At 60.3% G+C, this 18,881-nt stretch carries 17 protein-coding genes; 13 read left to right on the forward strand and 4 right to left on the reverse strand.

Translation table 11 applies throughout. From position 1 onward, the window contains the following. Window positions 1-18: 18 nt before the first annotated feature. Window positions 19-2,100, forward strand: coding sequence for a TonB-dependent receptor family protein (locus EAO82_RS00105; protein ID WP_096346345.1), 2,082 nt, complete (start codon window positions 19-21; stop codon window positions 2,098-2,100). Between the two features lie 47 nt (window positions 2,101-2,147). Here the strand turns inward: EAO82_RS00105 and EAO82_RS00110 are convergent, their stop codons facing one another. Then, complete coding sequence (locus tag EAO82_RS00110; RefSeq protein WP_096346346.1) at window positions 2,148-3,314, reverse strand: MFS transporter; 1,167 nt, start codon at window positions 3,312-3,314, stop codon at window positions 2,148-2,150. Between the two features lie 290 nt (window positions 3,315-3,604). Here EAO82_RS00110 and EAO82_RS00115 point away from each other — a divergent pair, with 290 nt between their 5' ends. From EAO82_RS00115 to EAO82_RS00130, 4 genes are all read left to right on the forward strand, one after another. Further along, window positions 3,605-4,945, forward strand: coding sequence for an aspartate aminotransferase family protein (locus EAO82_RS00115; RefSeq protein WP_410402927.1), 1,341 nt, complete (start codon window positions 3,605-3,607; stop codon window positions 4,943-4,945). Between the two features lie 273 nt (window positions 4,946-5,218). Beyond that, on the forward strand, window positions 5,219-6,715 hold the full coding sequence (locus EAO82_RS00120) for a CoA-acylating methylmalonate-semialdehyde dehydrogenase (RefSeq protein ID WP_096346347.1): 1,497 nt from the start codon (window positions 5,219-5,221) through the stop codon (window positions 6,713-6,715). A 121-nt stretch (window positions 6,716-6,836) separates the two neighbouring features. Beyond that, window positions 6,837-7,202: a cupin domain-containing protein gene (locus tag EAO82_RS00125; protein WP_096346348.1), complete on the forward strand. Its 366-nt coding sequence runs from the start codon at window positions 6,837-6,839 to the stop codon at window positions 7,200-7,202. A gap of 169 nt (window positions 7,203-7,371) precedes the next feature. Further along, window positions 7,372-9,276 (forward strand): beta-ketoacyl synthase, encoded by a 1,905-nt coding sequence (locus EAO82_RS00130; RefSeq protein WP_096346349.1) that lies wholly within the window; start codon window positions 7,372-7,374, stop codon window positions 9,274-9,276. Window positions 9,277-9,674: 398 nt separating this feature from the next. Here EAO82_RS00130 and EAO82_RS00135 read toward each other — a convergent pair whose 3' ends face one another. Then, window positions 9,675-10,337: a glutathione S-transferase family protein gene (locus EAO82_RS00135; protein ID WP_096346350.1), complete on the reverse strand. Its 663-nt coding sequence runs from the start codon at window positions 10,335-10,337 to the stop codon at window positions 9,675-9,677. Window positions 10,338-10,524: 187 nt separating this feature from the next. Here EAO82_RS00135 and EAO82_RS00140 point away from each other — a divergent pair, with 187 nt between their 5' ends. Both EAO82_RS00140 and EAO82_RS00145 read left to right on the forward strand, forming a co-directional pair. After that, window positions 10,525-10,761, forward strand: coding sequence for a TIGR02647 family protein (locus tag EAO82_RS00140; RefSeq protein ID WP_410402928.1), 237 nt, complete (start codon window positions 10,525-10,527; stop codon window positions 10,759-10,761). A 17-nt stretch (window positions 10,762-10,778) separates the two neighbouring features. Further along, window positions 10,779-13,622 (forward strand): class I adenylate cyclase, encoded by a 2,844-nt coding sequence (locus EAO82_RS00145; RefSeq protein ID WP_096346351.1) that lies wholly within the window; start codon window positions 10,779-10,781, stop codon window positions 13,620-13,622. Here the strand turns inward: EAO82_RS00145 and EAO82_RS00150 are convergent. Both EAO82_RS00150 and cyaY read right to left on the reverse strand, forming a co-directional pair. After that, complete coding sequence (locus EAO82_RS00150; protein WP_096346352.1) at window positions 13,612-13,818, reverse strand: DUF1289 domain-containing protein; 207 nt, start codon at window positions 13,816-13,818, stop codon at window positions 13,612-13,614. The two genes, EAO82_RS00145 and EAO82_RS00150, sit on opposite strands and share 11 nt — an antisense overlap. Next, complete coding sequence (gene cyaY, locus EAO82_RS00155; RefSeq protein WP_096346353.1) at window positions 13,818-14,156, reverse strand: iron donor protein CyaY; 339 nt, start codon at window positions 14,154-14,156, stop codon at window positions 13,818-13,820. Before cyaY ends, EAO82_RS00150 begins: the two co-directional genes overlap by 1 nt. Window positions 14,157-14,258: 102 nt before the next feature. On the opposite strand from cyaY, the gene lptM reads away from it, so the two are divergent. The 6 genes from lptM to EAO82_RS00185 are packed head-to-tail and all read left to right on the forward strand — an operon-like array spanning window position 14,259 to window position 18,831. Beyond that, window positions 14,259-14,405, forward strand: a complete 147-nt coding sequence (gene lptM, locus EAO82_RS00160) for an LPS translocon maturation chaperone LptM (RefSeq protein WP_096346354.1) — start codon at window positions 14,259-14,261, stop codon at window positions 14,403-14,405. 8 nt (window positions 14,406-14,413) lie between these two features. After that, window positions 14,414-15,667 (forward strand): diaminopimelate decarboxylase, encoded by a 1,254-nt coding sequence (gene lysA / locus EAO82_RS00165; protein ID WP_096346355.1) that lies wholly within the window; start codon window positions 14,414-14,416, stop codon window positions 15,665-15,667. 1 nt (window position 15,668) lies between these two features. Further along, window positions 15,669-16,499: a diaminopimelate epimerase gene (dapF, locus tag EAO82_RS00170; RefSeq protein ID WP_096346356.1), complete on the forward strand. Its 831-nt coding sequence runs from the start codon at window positions 15,669-15,671 to the stop codon at window positions 16,497-16,499. Then, on the forward strand, window positions 16,496-17,200 hold the full coding sequence (locus tag EAO82_RS00175; RefSeq protein WP_096346357.1) for a DUF484 family protein: 705 nt from the start codon (window positions 16,496-16,498) through the stop codon (window positions 17,198-17,200). The genes dapF and EAO82_RS00175 overlap by 4 nt, the downstream gene beginning before the upstream one ends. A gap of 17 nt (window positions 17,201-17,217) precedes the next feature. Next, the gene (gene xerC / locus EAO82_RS00180; RefSeq protein WP_096346384.1) at window positions 17,218-18,111 is read left to right on the forward strand and encodes a tyrosine recombinase XerC; all 894 of its coding nucleotides are present in this window, start codon (window positions 17,218-17,220) and stop codon (window positions 18,109-18,111) included. Beyond that, window positions 18,112-18,831 carry an HAD family hydrolase gene (locus EAO82_RS00185; protein ID WP_096346358.1) on the forward strand — a complete coding sequence of 240 codons (720 nt, stop codon included), beginning with the start codon at window positions 18,112-18,114 and terminating at the stop codon, window positions 18,829-18,831. Window positions 18,832-18,881: the final 50 nt, after the last annotated feature.

Below are 18,881 nucleotides of genomic sequence, written 5' to 3' on the forward strand. Positions count from 1 at the left end.
AGCAACCAAGCGACTTCCATGAAAAAAATTGCACCTTGCGCCATTGGTATTCTTTCCAGCCTGAGCTTTCCCGCTGCCACCAACGCCCAGGAACGCCAGCTCAGCCTGCCCGCGCAACTAGTGCTGGGTAGTGAGGCGCAGGAGGACGACACGCGCCTGCCATTGGCTCGCAGCACCCTGTCGGCAGACGAGCTAGAGACCTCCAATCTGGGCGCAAATCTATCCGAGTCGCTGCAACGGGTGCCTGGCCTGGTGGCCGTTAACCGGCAGAATTACGCCCAGGATCTTCAGATCTCCTCCCGCGGTTTCGGTGCGCGCGCGGCCTTCGGCGTACGTGGTGTGCGCCTGGTGCAGGACGGTATTCCACTCACCATGCCCGACGGCCAGGGCCAGCCAGCCCTGTTCGATCTGGATAGCATGCAGCGCATCGAAGTGCTGCGCGGCCCGCTGACCACGCTTTACGGCAACGCCTCCGGCGGCATCATTCAGGGCTTTACTGGGGAAGGTAGTTTCTACCCCACACTGGAAAATCGCACTGCCTTTGGCCCCGATGGACTGCGCCGCTCGCGCCTGCGCTACGGTGGCCAGCATGGCGACCTGAATATCAACGCCAACGTCGCGCGTCTGGATACCGACGGCTATCGCGACCACAGCAAAACCCAGCGTGACACGGCTAATCTGCGTCTGGGCTGGGATATCGACGACGCCTCCAGTCTGACCCTGCTGATCAACAGCCTCGACCAGCCGGAAACCCAGGACCCGCTGGGTCTGACTGCACAGCAGGTGCGTGAAGATCGGCGCCAATCGGTAGCCGGCAGCCAGACCTTCAACACCCGCAAAACGGTAAGGCATAACCAGGCGGGACTGAATTACACCCGACGGCTGAGCAACGATGATCAGCTGACCGCCATGATCTATGGCGGCGAACGTTATGTGCAGCAGTATCTGGCGTTCCCGGGCGGGGGCCAGTTCTCTGGTGGCGGAGTGATCGAGCTGGATCGCAATTTTGGCGGTGGTGAGCTGGGCTGGCAACGCAATACCGAGGCATTCGGCCTGCCCGTTGAGCTGGCTGCCGGTGTGACCTATGACTACCAGGGCGAACAACGTGAGGGATTCGTCAACGAGACCGGCCGCAAAGGCGCTCAGCAGCGCGATGAGTTCAACGCCGTCGACAGCCAGGACGCCTATCTGATCAGCACCTGGCAGCTGGACCCGCGCTGGACGCTGACGGCAGGCGTTCGCCATAGCCGAGTAGAATTCGACTCGGAGGATGACTATCTGATCGATGGTCAGGACGACAGCGGCAGCGTGCGCTACAGCCAGACCAACCCGGCTCTCGGGTTAAGCTACCAATGGACGCCAGCAATGAGCTTCTATGCCGCATTGGGGCAGGGTTTTGAAACACCGACCTTCCAGGAACTGGCCTACCAACCACAGGGCAGCGGTCTGAACTTTGATCTGACACCGAGCAAGTCGCGCAATGCCGAAATCGGCATGAAGTATCGCCAGGATCAGACGCGCATTGATCTGGCGCTGTTCGAAAGTCGGGTAAAGGATGAGATTGTAGCCGGCGAAGAGCAGCAGCTCACTGGACGCGGCACCTTTGCCAACGCCGGGCGCTCGACCCGACGCGGGATAGAACTGGCGGTAGAGCAGGGCTTTGATCACGGCATCAGCGCTTATCTGGCCTATACGCTATTGGACGCACGCTTTGACGAATACCAGCGCGCCGATGGCAGCGATCTGTCCGGTCGTACCCTGCCTGGCGTACCGCGTCATAGCCTGTTTGCTGAGTTGAGCTGGCAACCGCCCGGTACTGGCTTTATTACCGCACTGGAGGCCCAGAGCCTAAGCCAGCGCTACGCCACCGATGACAACACCGCGGAGGCGGCCTCCGGCTATGCGGTATTCAACTGGCGCGCGGCGTACACGCATGCAGTCGGCAATTGGGAAGTCGAACCTTTCGCGCGGATTGATAATCTGGGTGACCGTGAATACATCGGCTCGCTTATCGTCAACGGCGCGGGAGCCCGCTACTACGAACCGGCACCGGATCGGCAATGGCTGGTTGGCGTCGGCCTGCAGTACCAGTGGCGCTAAGGCCATTAAGCTTGGCGTAGAAAGAGTCCTGGCCGCGCTGGGACTCGCTAAGCCGTACGGTCGGTTTGCGGCTCGGCGACGGCAACGTCGCTAAACGCACCGCGCTGCCAGGCCAGAACGATAAATACCAGGGCGGCAATAGCCATCAGCAACGGCAATGCATGGCTGCTCAGCCACTGACTCGCGGCCCCGGTCGATAACGGCCCAAGCAGACTGCCAATCCCCCACAGCATTGCGATATGCGCATTGGCACGCACCAGCGCGTCGTCCCGGTAACGCTGCCCGATCAGGATCAGTGACAAGGTATATAACCCGCCGGCGCTGGCACCAAAGAGCACCAATACCGGCCAGATCAATACGCTCTGCAGAAGTGCTGGTATCGCCAGGCTGGAGACCAGCAGAACAACACCGCAGGCTTTATACAGGGTGGTGCGCGAGAGCTTGTCCGCCAGCCAGCCAATCGGCACCTGCAATGCCGCGTCACCGATAACCACGGCGCCGACCATCAGCAGTGCACGCTGCGCATCAAAACCTTCGCGGACCAGATACACCGGCAACAAGGTCAGCGTCATCGCTTCAAAAGCAGCAAACAACATCACCGCCCAGGCTACTGCCGGCAGCTTGCGCACGAATCCCATCAAGGCCTTGCCCGAGGTACTGGCAGCATCCACCACCGGCGCACCGGATGCCTGCAGTAACAACCCGAAGCCCAGAATCAACAGGCCGCTGGACAGCCAGAAACCGATGTCGCCAGCCGTTCCAATGACGCCCAGCAGCAGCGGCCCGCACAACTGGCTGAGAGCAAAGGCACTGCCATAGACTGCCACCAGGCGACCACGCAGACGATCTTCGATCAGTTGATTGATCCAGCTTTCGCCGAGCACAAAGGTCACCGTCAGTGAGACGCCGAGCACCAGCCTGAGGGCCAGCCACAACGCATAACTTGGCCACACCGCCAGCAACCCCACCGATACGGCGCTGCAAACCATAACCAGACGCATGGCATTCTCGGTACCCAGCCAACCGGCCAGCCGCGCGGTGATCTTGGCGCCCACCAGCATGCCCACCGCCGGAATAGCCGCCATGACACCGATGGCAAAGGCGTTATACCCCCACTCATCCAGGCGCAACGATACCAGCGGCAGGGTAATGCCCAGCGCCAGTCCGACGCAGATCACTGCCGTGGTCACAATGCCGTAGGTTTTCCAATCCATACTCGTGTCTATCCTACCCCTGAGAGCCAAACCCTAAGTGCAGCACACACCCCTGAGCGCCCGTTCAACGGACATAAATGGCATAAGTGACGGGCTTTGATCTGACAAACAGTAATCAGCCGACTCGCTAAATTCAATATATTTGACAGAAGGTCAGTAAATATTGCGTTTAAATGCGAAACACGGTCTTTTTCGTTTGTTATTTTTGACATAAACTCGGGCGATCGCTTGTTTTGGTATCATTGTCTTCGCCACGCAACCATCCGCTACAGCAGCGCCAGGAAAGCCCCATGAATAGCATGCAACAGCCCGCTACCCAGTCACAGGACCAAAGTCTTGACGAGTTCTGGATGCCATTTACCGCCAATCGTCAGTTCAAGAGCCGCCCGCGCATGCTGGAAAGCGCCGAAGGCATGTTCTACACCGACGTCGAAGGCCGAGAGATCATCGACGGTACCTCGGGTCTGTGGTGCTGCAATGCCGGGCACGGGCGCAAGGAGATTGCCGAAGCGGTGAGCAAGCAGGTCGTCAAGATGGATTTCGCCCCCACCTTTCAGATGGGTCACCCGCTGCCGTTCCAGCTTGCCGAGCGCCTCGTGGAGATCGCCCCCAAGGGCCTGGATCGCGTGTTCTTCACCAACTCTGGCTCCGAGTCGGTAGACACCGCGCTGAAGATTGCGCTGGCTTACCAGCGCGCCCGCGGCGAAGGCACCCGCACCCGTCTGATCGGCCGCGAGCTGGGCTATCACGGTGTCGGTTTTGGCGGCATTTCCGTCGGCGGCATGGTCAACAACCGCAAAGCCTTTGGCGTGCAGTTACCCGGCGTCGATCACCTGCCGCACACGCTGGATCTGGAGCGCAACGCCTTTACCCGTGGCCTGCCAAAGCACGGCGCGGAACTGGCTGAACATCTGGAAAAACTGGTTACGCTGCACGGCGCGGAAAATATCGCCGCGGTGATTGTTGAGCCCATGTCCGGCTCTGCCGGTGTTATTCTTCCGCCGGTCGGCTACCTCAAACGCCTGCGTGAAATCACTGCCAAGCACGGCATCCTGCTGATTTTTGATGAGGTGATCACCGGTTACGGCCGCGTCGGCGCGCCCTTCGCTTCGCAGCGCTGGGAAGTCACCCCGGACATCATGACCACCGCCAAAGGTCTGACCAATGGCGCCATTCCCATGGGCGCGGTGTTTGTCAGCGAGCAGATTCAACAGGCGTTTATGCACGGCCCCAAAGGCCTGATCGAATTCTTCCACGGCTATACCTATTCCGGCCACCCGGTCGCCGCTGCCGCCGCACTGGCGACGCTGGATATCTATGCCCGCGACGGCCTGCTGACCCGCGCCCAGGAGCTGGAAATCTACTGGCAGGAAGGTCTGCACAGTCTCAAGGGCATGCATCATGTGATCGACATCCGCAACACCGGCCTGGTCGGTGCCGTGCATCTGGCCAGCCGCGAGGGCGAACCCGGCGCACGTGGGTACGAGGTGTTCGAGGCCTGTTACTGGGACGGTCTGATGGTACGCTGCACTGGTGACATCATTGCCATGTCGCCACCGCTGATTGTCGAGAAGAGCCATATTGACCGGATGATCAATATACTCGGCGATGTAATTCGTCGGACTCCCTGAACTGAATTCGTAGGCGAAAATTAAAATCAGGATTCTGCTACGCCTGGTGGGAGGCGCGGTAACGGACAGCCTGGTCAGGACACGCGCAAGTACGTCCCTGTAGCTCGGCGATGGCAACCCGACCGCCATGGAAGGCGGAAGTGTCGAAAATGCAGGAGCAATTTTCGACCTGCCATCGACGGTCCTGACCAGGCTATCCGCCACCGCCCCTGCTTAGCTCCGTGCGTTGCGGCAACAAACCCCAATCGAAGTTAATTTGAAACTGGTGACCCAATGACCCTGCAACTGACTCACTTCATCAACGGCAAGCGCACCGCCGCCAGCGAACGCACCCAACCGGTATTCGAACCCGCCACCGGCGAAGAGCGCGGCCAGGTTTCCCTGGCCAGCGTCAGCGAAGTAGAGCAGGCGATTGCGGTGGCGAAAGCGGCACAACCGGACTGGGCCAAAACCACGCCGCTGAATCGCGCGCGCGTGCTGTTCAAGTACAAGGCGCTGGTGGAAGCACACGCCGATGAGTTGGCCGAGCTGATCACCCGCGAGCACGGCAAGGTGTTCGAAGATGCCAAGGGCGAACTGACCCGCGGCCTGGAAGTGGTCGAATTTGCCTGCGGCATTCCGCACTTGCTCAAGGGCGAGCATACCGAGCAGGTCGGCGGCGGCGTCGATGCCTGGTCGGTCAATCAGCCGCTAGGCGTTTGCGCGGGTATCGCACCGTTCAACTTCCCGGCGATGGTACCCATGTGGATGTTCCCCATCGCCATCGCCTGCGGCAACACCTTTATCATGAAGCCATCGGAAAAAGACCCCAGCACGCCCATGCGTCTGGCCGAACTGCTGACTGAAGCCGGTCTGCCCGATGGCGTGTTCAACGTGGTCAATGGCGACAAGGAAGCGGTCGATGTCCTGCTGACGCATCCCGATGTGCAGGCCGTCAGCTTCGTTGGCTCCACGCCGATCGCCGAATATATTTACTCCACCGGCTGCGCCCACGGCAAGCGCGTCCAGGCACTGGGCGGCGCCAAAAACCATATGCTGGTGATGCCCGATGCCGACCTGGACCAGACCGTCAACGCCCTGATGGGCGCCGCCTACGGTAGCGCCGGCGAGCGGTGCATGGCGATTTCCGTCGCGGTTGCAGTAGGTGATGAGGTCGCTGACAAGCTGGTGGCTGCGCTGAGTCCGCAGGTCAAATCGCTGAAGATGGGCAACGGCATGAGCAGCGGCATGGAAATGGGTCCGCTGGTATCGGCGGCGCATCTGGCCAAGGTCAAAGGCTATGTCGACCAGGGCGTGAAGGAAGGTGCAGAGCTGGTGATTGATGGCCGCCAGGTTGGCGTGCCCGGCCTGGAAGGTGGTTTCTTTATGGGTGGCTGCCTGTTCGATAAAGTCACTGCCGAGATGAGCATCTACCAGGAAGAAATTTTCGGCCCGGTGCTGTGCATCGTCCGCGTGCCCGACTACGCCACTGGCGTAAAGCTGATCAATGAGCACGAGTACGGCAACGGCACGGCGATTTTTACCCGTGACGGCGACGCCGCGCGACAGTTCTGCAACGAGATTCAGGTCGGCATGGTCGGCGTCAACGTGCCCATTCCGGTGCCCATGGCCTTCCACAGCTTTGGCGGCTGGAAGCGCTCACTGTTTGGTCCGCTGCATATGCACGGCCCGGACGGCGTACGCTTTTACACCAAGCGCAAGGCGATTACCTCGCGCTGGCCAACCGGTATTCGCTCGGGTGCGGAGTTCAGCATTCCGACCATGAAGTAATTATTACCTTGTTCGCGGCGGGGCCGCCGCTCCTACCAGGCAGAGGTCTTGTTCGAGTGGGAGCTGCGGCCCTGTGGGAGCGGCGGCCCCGCCGCGAAAGCCATCTCAATAGAGCCCCAACATGCCGATCAAAGACATCATCGACTTCGCCACCGCCAACACCGAGGCAGAGCACTACCGCCCCGACCCAACCAAGGTGCTCGACGGCGACCCAGCGCAAAGCGTGCAGAATCATTACAGTAGCCCCTGTGGCCAGTTCTCCACCGGCGTCTGGGCTTGCGAGCCGGGACATTGGAGCATCAGCTACAGTGAGCATGAATACTGCGAAATTCTCGAAGGCGAATCCATCCTGCACGATAGCCAGGGCGCTAGCCGTAAGCTCAAGGCCGGTGATCGCTTCGTGGTCCCAGCGGGCTTCGTTGGCAGCTGGGAAGTGCTCAAGCCCACCCGCAAGGTGTATGTGATCTTCGAACAGGCCGGCGGTTGAACCAGGGCGCTGGCTAAATGCCAGGCTCCGCGCAAATTGAAATCGGCATGGTCTAAACGTGACCAAGCAGTTACAGTTCTCGTCAGCATAAGCAATCGAAGAACATACCCAGGCTCAGCTAGGCAACCCTGCCAGCGGAGCAGTTGGGCATTGCCAGGAGTCATGCGTTATGTCGCGTTTGCCGGTTATTGTCGGATTCGGTGGTTACAACGCCGCCGGCCGCAGTTCCTTTCACCACGGATTTCGCCGCACCGTGATCGAATCCCTGCCCAGCGCCGAGCGCCAGGAAACCCTGGCCGGCCTGGCCGTTCTGATGAAACTGGTGCAGGTAGAAAACGACCAATATGTCGATGAAGAAGGCCAGGTACTGACCCCGGCAGATATCGAGTCGCGTTTTGGTCAGCAGATTCTCGACGGCACTCTGGTGCGCCGGATTGAAAAGCGCTACCTGGACGTGGACGCAGCCCACTGGCAGAAAAACCTGACCATTACTGGCGAAGCCGGCAAACCCTTTTCTTTCATCACTCTGGCCAAGCAACTGCCCGAGCCGCTGCCAACTGACTGGGTGATCGAGAACCTGAACGACACCGAAGTCATGGTCACCGTCTACGACGGCTGCGATATCAAGGTCGACAGCTACCGCGCACTGCCGGTCAAATCGGCCGGGCAACTGCCCAGCGGCTTCGAACCCGGCGAGCAATATGCTTCGCGCTTCCATCCGCGCGGCCTGCAGATGACCATAGTCGCTGCCACGGATGCACTGCGCTCCACCGGCATCGCCTGGGAAACCATTGTCGACCGGGTACAACCAGACGAGATCGCCGTATTCGCCAGTAGCGCCATGAGCCAACTGGACGAAAACAGTTTTGGCGGGCTGATGCAGTCGCGCCTGAAGGGCAACCGGGTCAGCGCCAAGCAACTGGCGCTGGGCCTGAACAGCATGCCTGCGGACTTTATCAACGCCTATATCCTTGGCAGCGTCGGCACCACCGGCGCGATCAGCGGCGCCTGCGCCAGCTTCCTGTACAACCTGCAGAAAGCCACCGAGATGATCACCAGCGGCCGTGCACGCGTCGTGCTGGTAGGCAACGGCGAAGCGCCGATTACCCAGGAATGCATCGAAGGTTACGGCGCCATGGGCGCGCTGGCCACCGAAGAAGGCCTGCGCGGCATCGAAGGCAAGGACGACGTCGACTTCCGCCGCGCCAGCCGGCCATTCAGCCAGAACTGCGGTTTCACCCTGGCCGAGTCCAGCCAGTTCTTTATGCTGATGGATGACGAGCTGGCCATGCAGTTGGGCGCTGACATACATGGCGCGGTGCCGGATGTATTCGTCAATGCTGATGGCTTCAAGAAGTCTATTTCCGCGCCTGGGCCGGGCAACTATCTGACCATGTCCAAGTCGATCAACAGCGCCATGCAGATTCTCGGCGAAGACGCGGTCAAGCAGCGCAGTTTTATCCACGCCCACGGCTCCAGCACGCCGGCCAACCGGATAACCGAGTCGGAGCTGCTGGACCGTGTCGCCGAGGCCTTCGGTATACATGAGCTGCCACTGACGGCGGTCAAGGCCTTTGTCGGCCACTCGCTGGCCAGCGCCAGCGCTGACCAGTTGGCCTCAGCTTTGGGCACTTTCAAGTATCAGATTGTGCCCGGCATCAAAACCATCGATGCTGTTGCTGATGACGTATTCCAGCAGAACCTGCGCATCAATACCCGCGATGTTGCCCGCGCGGACAACCCGCTGGAAGTGTGCTTTATCAACTCCAAAGGCTTCGGCGGTAACAACGCCAGCGCCGTGGTGCTGGCACCCACGGTGGTCGACAGAATGCTGCGCAAGCGCTATGGCGAAGCGGCCTTTGCCGACTACCTGTCACGCCGCGAAGAAACCCGCAGCGCCGCGCAGGCCTATGACCAGCGCGCACTGAAAGGGCAGTTGGATATCATCTACAACTTCGGGCAGAACATGATCGACGATCACCAGATCGAGATCACTCAGGAGCAGATCCGCGTTCCCGGCTTCAGCCAGCCGCTGGTGTTCCGCAAGGATGATCGCTTCGGCGACATGATCTAGCCGATTCGGCTGTCCGCGTGGCTGGGCATTGGCACGGCAGCTTCAATGGATTCCCGCTTTCGCGGGAATGACGGGGTGCGGGGGTGGTAATTTCTCGCCCGCCCGATAGACCGCTTGGATTCCCGCCTGCGCGGGAATGACGGAGTGAAACCGGAACCACAGAGTGGGCCGGAATTACGAAGTCAGGTGGGAATGCCCGAGTACAGTGAGAGCGTATTGAGACGGGCACGCCAGTGAAACGGTCTTGATGAAGTGGGGCGGTGATAACGGTCGGGGCTCAATACATCAAGTTCCCATCCACTCTATTCCCCCCCACGCCGTCATTCCCGCGCAGGCGGGAATCCATTCTGACCTTCCGCAGACTACCGAGAAAGGCCCGAAGCCGCGGGCCCCGCGTGTTACTTCTTGCCCGCCTTGGCTGCGGCAATAAACGCCGCCATCTCGGCATTCTTGTCCGCTTCGACCTGTTGCACGTTGGCGTTCTTGCCTAACTGCTCCAGCAGCGCCTTGGCTTGCGGGAAGTCCGCCAGCAGGTCGATCTCGAACAATTTCTTCGCCACTGCACAGGCCAGGTCAAAGCTGTAAAGGAACATCACATCAGCAATGGTCATCTCGCTGCCGGCCACGTAGGGCGCAAACTTGCCATGGCGCTTTAGCGTTGCTACGCCGGCCAGCAGCTCAGCCTTGGCCTTGGCCTTGATCGCCTGATCGACCTTGCCGCCGAAGAAGACTTCCATGTAGCAACTGCGCGCCGGCAGCTCGATATAGAGCTCGATCTCCTTGGTCAGGGCACGCACGATAGCACGCTGGTAGGCGTCCTCCGGCAGCAGACGTTTGCCGCCCTGGGTCTCCTCGATATATTCCAGAATCACATTGGTTTCATTGATGAAACCGTGCTCGGTTTCCAGGCAAGGCACCTTGCCGCGCGGGCTGATGGCCAGAAAGTCAGGATCCTGGCTGCCATGCACCACCTTGACCTCAAAATCCAGGCCCTTCTCAAGCAGCGTAAGCTTGACCATGTTGAAATAGTTACTGACGGCAAAACCATGAAGTTTAAGCATGAAAGGAGTCTCCGAGGTTGGTTATTCTTGTGTACCGCTGTTGTAGCCCTGCGCCGGAAAAATTTCCAGTGGCATAAGCTCGATGAATGCCCGGCCCACTACGACAAATAGACGAGAAACCCTATGCTTTTGCGCCGGGTTTAGCGCTAGACTGCGAGAACAATATCCGAAAAAGGAACTGCCCATTATGCTGAAGCCGGAAGAAATTGCCGAAATCAACCTGCTGAATCAGTTCAACCTGGCCAGCGCCCTCGAAGGGCTGAAGATCCATCAGCATGAGGCGTCTGCAGACGTAGTGGCCGCTGCAGGCCGACTGCATGAGCGCGGTCTGACCACCTTGCCCGATGGCGGTTACCTGACCAGTCTGGGACTGGATGCTGCCGCCCACAGCCAGGCGCTGCTGACCATATTACGCGCCGAGTGAGGATGAAATAGCCGTTTATGGCCCAGCGTGGGGAAATTCAGTTACAGCTTGAAGATGGCATCGACCGCAAGGCGCTGACCACCCTGCGCAAACGCTTTATGGGGATCAACCAGAGTCGCCTGCAGCGCGTGTTGCAGGCGCTATCCCCGCGCCAATACAACGTGCTGCAGTTGATCCCGCTGCTGTTTGATGTAAACCATCCATTGCTGCCAGGTTATGTCGCGCGCCAAACGCCGCATGGCCTGCCCGGCTACACCCCTGATCCACAAACCTTGCTCGGCGCCCAGGCACTGACGCGCAGTTTCAGCTACCGTCGCCACCCCGCAGGCTTCACTCCAGCCATTCAGGCGCTCTACCTAATGGGCAGTGGCGGCACCATTGCGCAATCGGACCAGAGTGATCTGGATATCTGGGTCTGTCATGCGCCGGACCTTAGCGCTCCCGCTATCAAAGAGCTCGCCAGCAAATGCCAATTGATCACCGATTGGGCCGCGACCCAGGGCAGCGAGGCGCATTTTCATCTGGTCAATCCTGAGACCTTCAGCCTCGGGTACCGGAGCAACGCGTTATCCATTGAAGATTGCGGTAGCACCCAGCACTACCTGTTGCTCGACGAGTTTTATCGCACCGCCATTCTGATCGGTGGGCGCTTCCCACTCTGGTGGCTGGTGCCTGCCAGCGAGGAGAAGGATTACCCCAACTACACGCGGCACCTGATCGACCGGCGCTTTATTCGTCAGCAGGAAAGTGTGGACCTCGGGCATATGGCGCGTATTCCAGCGGGCGAATATGTCGGCGCCGGGCTCTGGCAGTTGTTCAAAGGCATCGAGTCGCCCTACAAGTCAGTGCTCAAGCTGTTGCTGACCGAGGTCTATGCCAGCGAACACCCGGCGGTGCAATGCCTTAGCCTGGAGTTCAAACGCCAGGTCTATGCCAACCACCTGGACCTCGACGAAATAGACCCTTACGTGATGCTTTACCGCCGCATCGAAGCCTATCTGCTCAAACGTGATGAACGCGAACGACTGGAGCTGGTGCGCCGCTGCCTGTATATCAAGGCTGACGTGCAACTGAGCCGCCGCAGCGGCTCACTGGGCTGGAAACGCAGCCTGATGGAGAAGCTGGTCAGCGAGTGGCACTGGGATACGCGCCAGCTGCAGCAGATGGACAACCGGCAGCTATGGCGGGTCAAAGAAGTGGCGCAGGAGCGTTTGCAGCTGGTCAGCGAACTGACCCACAGCTACCGCTTCCTGTCCCAGTTCGGCCGCAGTCAGAAGGTGATCAATCAGGTGAATCACCGCGACCTGTCGTTGTTAGGTCGCCGCCTGTATGCCGCATTCGAGCGCAAGGCCGGCAAGATCGAGTTGGTCAATCCGGGCATTGCCCCGGATTTGAGCGAGCCGCTGCTGACGCTGGCGCAGCGGCCCGGCGGCGAAGACCGTCAAGCGCACTGGAGCCTGTACCGCGGCACACTGAAACAGCAAGAGCTGGGTGATCACTCACCACTCAAGCGCAGCCGGCACCTGATCGAACTGCTGACCTGGGCCTACCGCAACGGCCTGGTGGATATGGCCACCCGCGTGGCGGTTCACCCGGGTGACAGTGCGCTCAGCGAGTTCGAGCTGGGCAACCTGCTGAGCGCCATCCGGCACAATTTCCCGCTGCCGCTGCCAGCGCTGACCGAAGATGCGCTGTCCCGCGCGAGCCAGCCGTGCCAGAGCCTGTTGTTGATTAATGCCGGGCTTGATCCGCTGCCCGCCACCAGCCAGAAAAATCTGCATTTGATCAGCAGTCACACCGATGCCCTGGGCTATTCCGGCCTGCGCGACAACCTGATTCTGAGCATTGATCAGATCACCCTGAACAGCTGGAACGAGATATTGGTCACTCGTTTTGAGGGTGACCAGGCGTGCATTCAGGCGCTGTGTGATTACCTGAACAAAGGCCATGAGCACCAGCGTCTGCCCGAGCTGAACGTCGTCTGTTTCTGCCGCAACCGGTCCACCGCCATCGCCGAGCGCGTCGAGCATCTGTTCCGCGACGCCACGCGAGAGCTGCTCTGCGACCCGCCAGCGCGTTTCCTGCTGCAGGTCCAGAACAGCTATCAGGTGCTGGAACGCAAGGGCAGTCAGATCGATATTACCCAGATCGCCGATCGAGAACGGCTGGGGCGCTATCTGGGCAATAATCGCGCGGACTACAGCCCGCTGACGCTCGACCGTTACGCGCTGCAAGGGCAGGACCTGGCGCTGGTACTGCAACAGGCGCAGCCCGGGCGCATTCAGGTGTTTTACCGATTACTGCCCCAGCGCCAGGCCGAAGTGACGGTGCTGGATGAACTGGGCTCGGTCTGGAGTCACCGCCAGGGCTATCGCGATGAACGCACCTTGTTGCTGCCGCTGCTGCGCTTTCTGCACAGTGTGCGCTTGCGCAAACAGGTGAACCTGAGCCTGGAGAGCAGTCTGCGCGAAGAGCCCATTCAGCTCTCGGCAATATTGCCGGCCAGTGAAGGCCGGACATTGCGTCTGGAACAGCAGGCCCTGCCCGCACAGGGTGTGGAAGCCGATTATTATGCGGTGCAGGCGATTGCCGAGCCGGATGAAGGCCAGCGGTTACAAGTGAGCATTTTTTGTGACCAACGGGAATTTTCTGAGCTGGAGCATGGTACGCGGCTGTATTCGGAAGTGGCCCAGCATATTCTGAAGAAACGCCGTAGTGACGAAGACTATCCCTGTTACATCACCGACCTGGATCTTTCCGCTATCGATCCGGCCGGCAGCATGCAGACGGTGCAGTACCTGCGTTACCGGCAACAGCTTGAGGACTCATTGAACGCCGCGGTGCAAAGTCTCAGGGCTTGATCCGCGCTGCCTGACGGCTGCCCTGGCGTTGTCGCGCGGCAAGGATAATCTGTTGCTGACGCATATCTGTGGCCGCGGCCCATTCGAGAATTTCTTTCATCAGCCGGCCGCAACCCAGGCACTCATCTCCGTCCAGACAACACTGGCGCACACAGGGTGATGGTTGGCGACCTGGGGCAGGATTGCTGCTGATCATTACTCGGCATCCAGTTCGAGGTCGATTTCTTCCCCGGTCAGATCTTCAAGTATCTCGCTGAGCACCGACGCCAGGGGCTCTTCATCGCAGTCGTGCAACCAGCCTTCGCCAGGCCGATAACCGAAATGCCGGGTGCTGTCGGGTGCCGCCAGCCAGATTTCACGCGAGGCGGGCTGGCGCCCGATAACCAGCCGCGGGCCCTCCGCGAGCATCAATACCAACGAGCCTTCGCGTTGCTCCATGTCCAGATCCAGCCCGCTGGCATCCATCGCATGTTCGATCTGATCCTGCAGTTGGTCGGCCTGCTTGTTGAATTCTTCTTCACTCAGTTCATGCATACATGCTTCTCTTCTGTCTGATACTGACGCCGGTCGGGTGCGTCAAGCCGGGCGGCTGGGTATACTGCCGTATATTGCCCGTATTTCAATAAGGATTTCATCATGAAGCTTTCCGCTGCGTTGATCTTTGCTTTGCTAGTCTTGGCTGGCTGTGGTCAGAAAGGCCCGCTGTACATGCCCGAAGAGCCTGCCGGTCAGCCTGAAGACGGGACCCGTGAAGAAATGAACCAGCAACCAACGGAAAACTGAAAGCGCCAATGACAGCATTTGATTACCAGAACGGTGAACTGCACGCCGAAGCCCTGCCATTGTCCGCAATTGCCGACCAGTATGGCACGCCCTGTTTCGTTTACTCGCGTAAAGCCATTGAGCAAGCCTGGCTGGCCTGGGATCAGGCCCTGGCCGGCACGCCTCACCTGGTTTGCTATGCGGTCAAGGCCAACTCCAATCTGGCAGTGCTGAATCTGCTGGCACGGTTGGGCGCGGGCTTCGATATCGTTTCTGTCGGCGAACTGGAGCGCGTGCTCGCCGCCGGCGGCCAGCCATCACGTATCGTCTTCTCCGGCCTGGGTAAAACTGCAGAGGAGATGCGCCGCGCGCTGGAAGTCGGCATCCATTGCTTCAATGTCGAATCCACCGCCGAGCTGGAGCGGCTGCAACAGGTTGCCGCCGAGATGAACCTGAAGGCGCCGATATCGCTACGGGTCAATCCGGATGTCGACGCCATGACGCACCCGTATATTTCCACCGGGCTGAAAGAGAACAAGTTCGGTATCGATATCGCCAAGGCGCCCGAGGTTTACCGCCACGCCGCGCAGATGCCGAACATTCGCATTTGCGGCGTGGATTGCCATATCGGCTCGCAACTGACCGACGATACGCCGCTGATCGATGCGCTGGATCGGCTGCTGGCGCTGATTGACCAGATGGCTGCAGAAGATATTTATATCGAGCACCTGGATCTGGGTGGCGGGCTGGGCGTGACCTACCGCGATGAAGTGCCGCCGACACCGGCAGACTATCTGGGCAAGGTGCGCAAGCACCTGGCAGGCCGCGATCTGACAGTACTGGTCGAGCCCGGCCGGTCAATTGTCGCCAATGCCGGTGTATTGCTTACAAGGGTCAATCTGCTCAAGCCCACCGAGCACAAGAACTTCGCGATTATCGACGCGGCAATGAACGATCTGATCCGCCCGGCGCTCTACAGTGCGTGGATGGGCATTGATGCCGTGACGCCGCGCACTGATGTCGCGCCTTTGCAGTGGGACATCGTCGGCCCGGTATGTGAAACCGGCGACTTCCTCGGCAAGGACCGCGAACTGGCGCTGGCCGAAGGTGACCTGCTGGCCGTACGCTCCGCCGGGGCCTACGGTTTTGTCATGAGCTCGAATTACAACACCCGTGCGCGCGCGGCTGAGATCATGGTCGACGGCCAACACAGTCACCTGGTCCGCCGCCGCGAAACCATCAGCGAACTTTTTGCTGGCGAATCCCTGTTACCCGAGGTCTGAAATGTTGCTGCGATTTACCAAAATGCATGGGCTGGGCAATGACTTTATGGTCATCGACCTGGTGACCCAGCATGCGCAGCTGTCAGCCAAGCTGATCCGCCAGTGGAGCGACCGGCACACCGGCATTGGCTTTGACCAGCTGCTGGTGGTCGAGCCACCGGGCAATCCGGACATGGACTTCCGGTACCGCATTTTCAATGCCGATGGCGGCGAGGTAGAGCAGTGCGGCAATGGCGCGCGCTGCTTTGCGCGCTTCGTGCAGGACAAGCGCCTCACCGCCAAATCCGAGATTCATGTGGAAACCGCGGGCGGCCCGATCATTCTTAATGTCAACGCCGACGGGCAGATCACCGTGGACATGGGCGCGCCGCGTTTTTCTCCGGCGCAGATCCCATTTCAGGCCGATACCGAGGCGCTGACCTACACGCTGGAAGTAGGCGAGCAGCAACTGCAGATCTCCACGGTGTCCATGGGCAACCCGCACAGCGTGACGCTGGTAGATGACCTCGACAGCTACCCGGTGGCAACCCTGGGCCCGCTGATCGAAAAGCACCCGCGCTTCGACCAGGGCGTCAACGCCGGCTTTATGCAACTTATCGACCGCCACCATGCGCGCCTGCGCGTGTATGAGCGCGGCGCCGGTGAAACGCTGGCCTGCGGCACTGGCGCCTGCGCCGCAGCCGTGGCCGGCATCCGCCTGGGCCACCTGGTATCGCCCGTCAGTATGCAACTGCCCGGCGGTTCACTGCACATAGAATGGGCCGGCCCCGGCCAGCCGGTGATGATGACCGGCCCCGCCACTCGGGTTTATGAAGGACAGATACGCGTATGAGCGACAAGCCAACTCAACCTGCGGCAGCACTGGACGCAGCCCAGGTCGCCGAATACCTGCGCCAGCACCCGGCGTTCTTTGCCGAGTACGACGACCTGTTGCCGGAGCTGATTATCCCCCATCAGTCCGGCCAGGCCGTCTCGCTGGTCGAGCGCCAGGTCAAACTGCTGCGCGAACGCAATATCGATGTACGCCATCGTCTCGGGCAACTGATGGACGTCGCCCGCGAGAATGATCGACTGTTCGAGAAAAGCCGCCGGCTGATCCTCAACTTGCTGGAGGCGCAGAGCCTGGAGCAAGTGATTGCCAGCATCGAAGACAGTCTGCGCGATGACTTTCAGGTGCCCTATGTCAGCCTGATTCTGTTCAGCGAAACGCCGCGTTTCAGCAACGCCCGCTGCGTTACCCACAGCGAAGCCCGCGAAGCCATCGGCCATCTGCTCGACAGCGGCAAGACGCTGAGCGGCGTGCTACGCCCGCACGAACTGACCTTTCTGTTTGGCGAAGCCGGTAGCCAGGTTGCCTCCACCGCGTTATCGCCAATCCAGCATCAGGGAACCCATGGGGTAATTGCACTGGGCAGCCGTGATGCCAATCACTACCGCAATGCTACCGGTACTCTGTTCCTCGGCTATATCGCGGACGCCCTCGCGCGGGTGCTGCTGCGCCAGCGGCCGCTGGCCGATGAGGGGCAAGGCTGAGCATGCCCGCCGCGGCGTTGCAGGACGACCTGGATGCCTTTTACCGGTACCTGCGCAACGAACGGCAACTCTCTCCGCGTACGCTCGAAGCCTACCGGCATGATCTGGAAGGTCTGCGCGACTTTCTCGCTGAGCGCAAGATCGACCGCTGGCAGGCACTGGATACCCCGCAGCTGCGCCTGTTCGTCGCCCAACGGCACCAGGCCGGTCTTTCCGGGCGCAGCTTGCAGCGTCTACTCAGTGCCGTGCGCAGCCTGTACAGCTATCTGATCCGCGAACGGCTGTGCAAGCACAACCCGGCAGTTGATCTGCGCGCACCCAAGTCACCACGCAAGCTGCCCAAGGCATTGGACGCTGACCTGACCTCGCAACTACTTAACGACAACAGCGATGACGACTGGCTGGCGGTACGCGATCACGCCATGCTGGAGCTGTTCTACTCCTCGGGGTTGCGCCTGTCCGAACTGGCGAGCCTGGACGTGTTGGCACTGGATAGTGCCCAGGGCGAAGTTCGGGTGCTGGGCAAGGGCAATAAAACCCGTCTGGTGCCGGTAGGACGCCTGGCGCTGGAGGCACTGGAACGCTGGCTGCCGGCACGCATGCTGGTGGCCGGCGACAACCCGGCACTGTTCGTTGGCAAGCAGGGCCGGCGCCTGAGCGCCCGCGCGATTCAACTGCGCGTGCGCGCCTGGGGCGTGCAGCACATCGGCCAGAACCTGCATCCGCACATGCTTCGGCATTCCTTTGCCAGCCATATGCTCGAGTCCTCCGGCGACCTGCGCGCGGTGCAGGAACTGCTCGGGCACGCCGATATCAGCACGACACAAATCTATACACACCTGGATTTCCAGCATCTGGCCCAGGTGTATGATCAAGCCCATCCCCGAGCCAAACGCAAGAACGAGACCTGAATGATCCGCCTGCTGACCTTTGATCTGGACAACACGCTGTGGGAAACCGAATCGGTGGTCGCGGCTGCCGAGCAGACCCTGATGGCTTGGTATGCCGAGCATGCCCCACAGTTTGCCGAGCGCCTGGACAGTGAGGCGCGAAAGGCATTACGCCATGAAGTACTGGCCAGCGACCCGCTGCTCAGGCACCGTGTGACCGACTTTCGCATTGCGGTCATGACTCTGGGGCTAACGCGTGCCGGTTACGCCGAGGAGCAGGTAAGGGAATTGACCAGACGGGGCTTTGAGGTCTTTCTTGAGGCGCGTCATGCGCTGACGCTGTTTCCGCATGCAGAAGCACTGCTGCAGCAACTCTCAGCCAAATACCCGCTGGCGACCATCTCCAACGGCAATGCCGATGTCAGACGTCTGGGTCTGGAAAAATATTTCAGCGTAATAGTCTCGGCTGACGAAGTCGGCATCAGCAAGCCCGACCCAGCACCCTTTCTGGCGGCCCTGGAACGCGCGGGCGTCGAGCCGGGGCATGCGCTGCACATCGGCGACCATCCGGTAGACGACATCCAGGGAGCGCGCGAGGCGGGCCTGCATACGCTCTGGTTCAACCGTGCGGGCACGCCGTGGACAGACTCGGTCCGTCCAAATGGAGAAGTGAGTTGTCTCAGCCAGATACCCACCTGGCTGGATGCCTATATTGCGCAGCTAAACCGCCCGCCCAAATAGTTCGCCAAGGGAGCAAATGCTCGGTCCAGCGCAGATAATCACAGACTATC

This window comes from Halopseudomonas pelagia (assembly GCF_009497895.1).
Lineage (GTDB): Bacteria > Pseudomonadota > Gammaproteobacteria > Pseudomonadales > Pseudomonadaceae > Halopseudomonas > Halopseudomonas pelagia_A.

Bases quoted from the DNA above. Each gene is read 5' to 3' on its own strand.
- EAO82_RS00125 (WP_096346348.1), top strand. From the start codon at position 6,837: ATGCCGATCAAAGACATCATCGACTTCGCCACCGCCAACACCGAGGCA.
- EAO82_RS00120 (WP_096346347.1), top strand. From the start codon at position 5,219: ATGACCCTGCAACTGACTCACTTCATCAACGGCAAGCGCACCGCCGCC.
- EAO82_RS00110 (WP_096346346.1), bottom strand. From the start codon at position 3,314: ATGGATTGGAAAACCTACGGCATTGTGACCACGGCAGTGATCTGCGTC.
- EAO82_RS00115 (WP_410402927.1), top strand. From the start codon at position 3,605: ATGAATAGCATGCAACAGCCCGCTACCCAGTCACAGGACCAAAGTCTT.
- EAO82_RS00185 (WP_096346358.1), top strand. From the start codon at position 18,112: ATGATCCGCCTGCTGACCTTTGATCTGGACAACACGCTGTGGGAAACC.
- lysA (WP_096346355.1), top strand. From the start codon at position 14,414: ATGACAGCATTTGATTACCAGAACGGTGAACTGCACGCCGAAGCCCTG.
- lptM (WP_096346354.1), top strand. From the start codon at position 14,259: ATGAAGCTTTCCGCTGCGTTGATCTTTGCTTTGCTAGTCTTGGCTGGC.
- EAO82_RS00130 (WP_096346349.1), top strand. From the start codon at position 7,372: ATGTCGCGTTTGCCGGTTATTGTCGGATTCGGTGGTTACAACGCCGCC.
- EAO82_RS00135 (WP_096346350.1), bottom strand. From the start codon at position 10,337: ATGCTTAAACTTCATGGTTTTGCCGTCAGTAACTATTTCAACATGGTC.
- dapF (WP_096346356.1), top strand. From the start codon at position 15,669: ATGTTGCTGCGATTTACCAAAATGCATGGGCTGGGCAATGACTTTATG.
- EAO82_RS00150 (WP_096346352.1), bottom strand. From the start codon at position 13,818: ATGATCAGCAGCAATCCTGCCCCAGGTCGCCAACCATCACCCTGTGTG.
- EAO82_RS00175 (WP_096346357.1), top strand. From the start codon at position 16,496: ATGAGCGACAAGCCAACTCAACCTGCGGCAGCACTGGACGCAGCCCAG.
- EAO82_RS00105 (WP_096346345.1), top strand. From the start codon at position 19: ATGAAAAAAATTGCACCTTGCGCCATTGGTATTCTTTCCAGCCTGAGC.
- cyaY (WP_096346353.1), bottom strand. From the start codon at position 14,156: ATGCATGAACTGAGTGAAGAAGAATTCAACAAGCAGGCCGACCAACTG.
- EAO82_RS00140 (WP_410402928.1), top strand. From the start codon at position 10,525: ATGCTGAAGCCGGAAGAAATTGCCGAAATCAACCTGCTGAATCAGTTC.
- EAO82_RS00145 (WP_096346351.1), top strand. From the start codon at position 10,779: ATGGCCCAGCGTGGGGAAATTCAGTTACAGCTTGAAGATGGCATCGAC.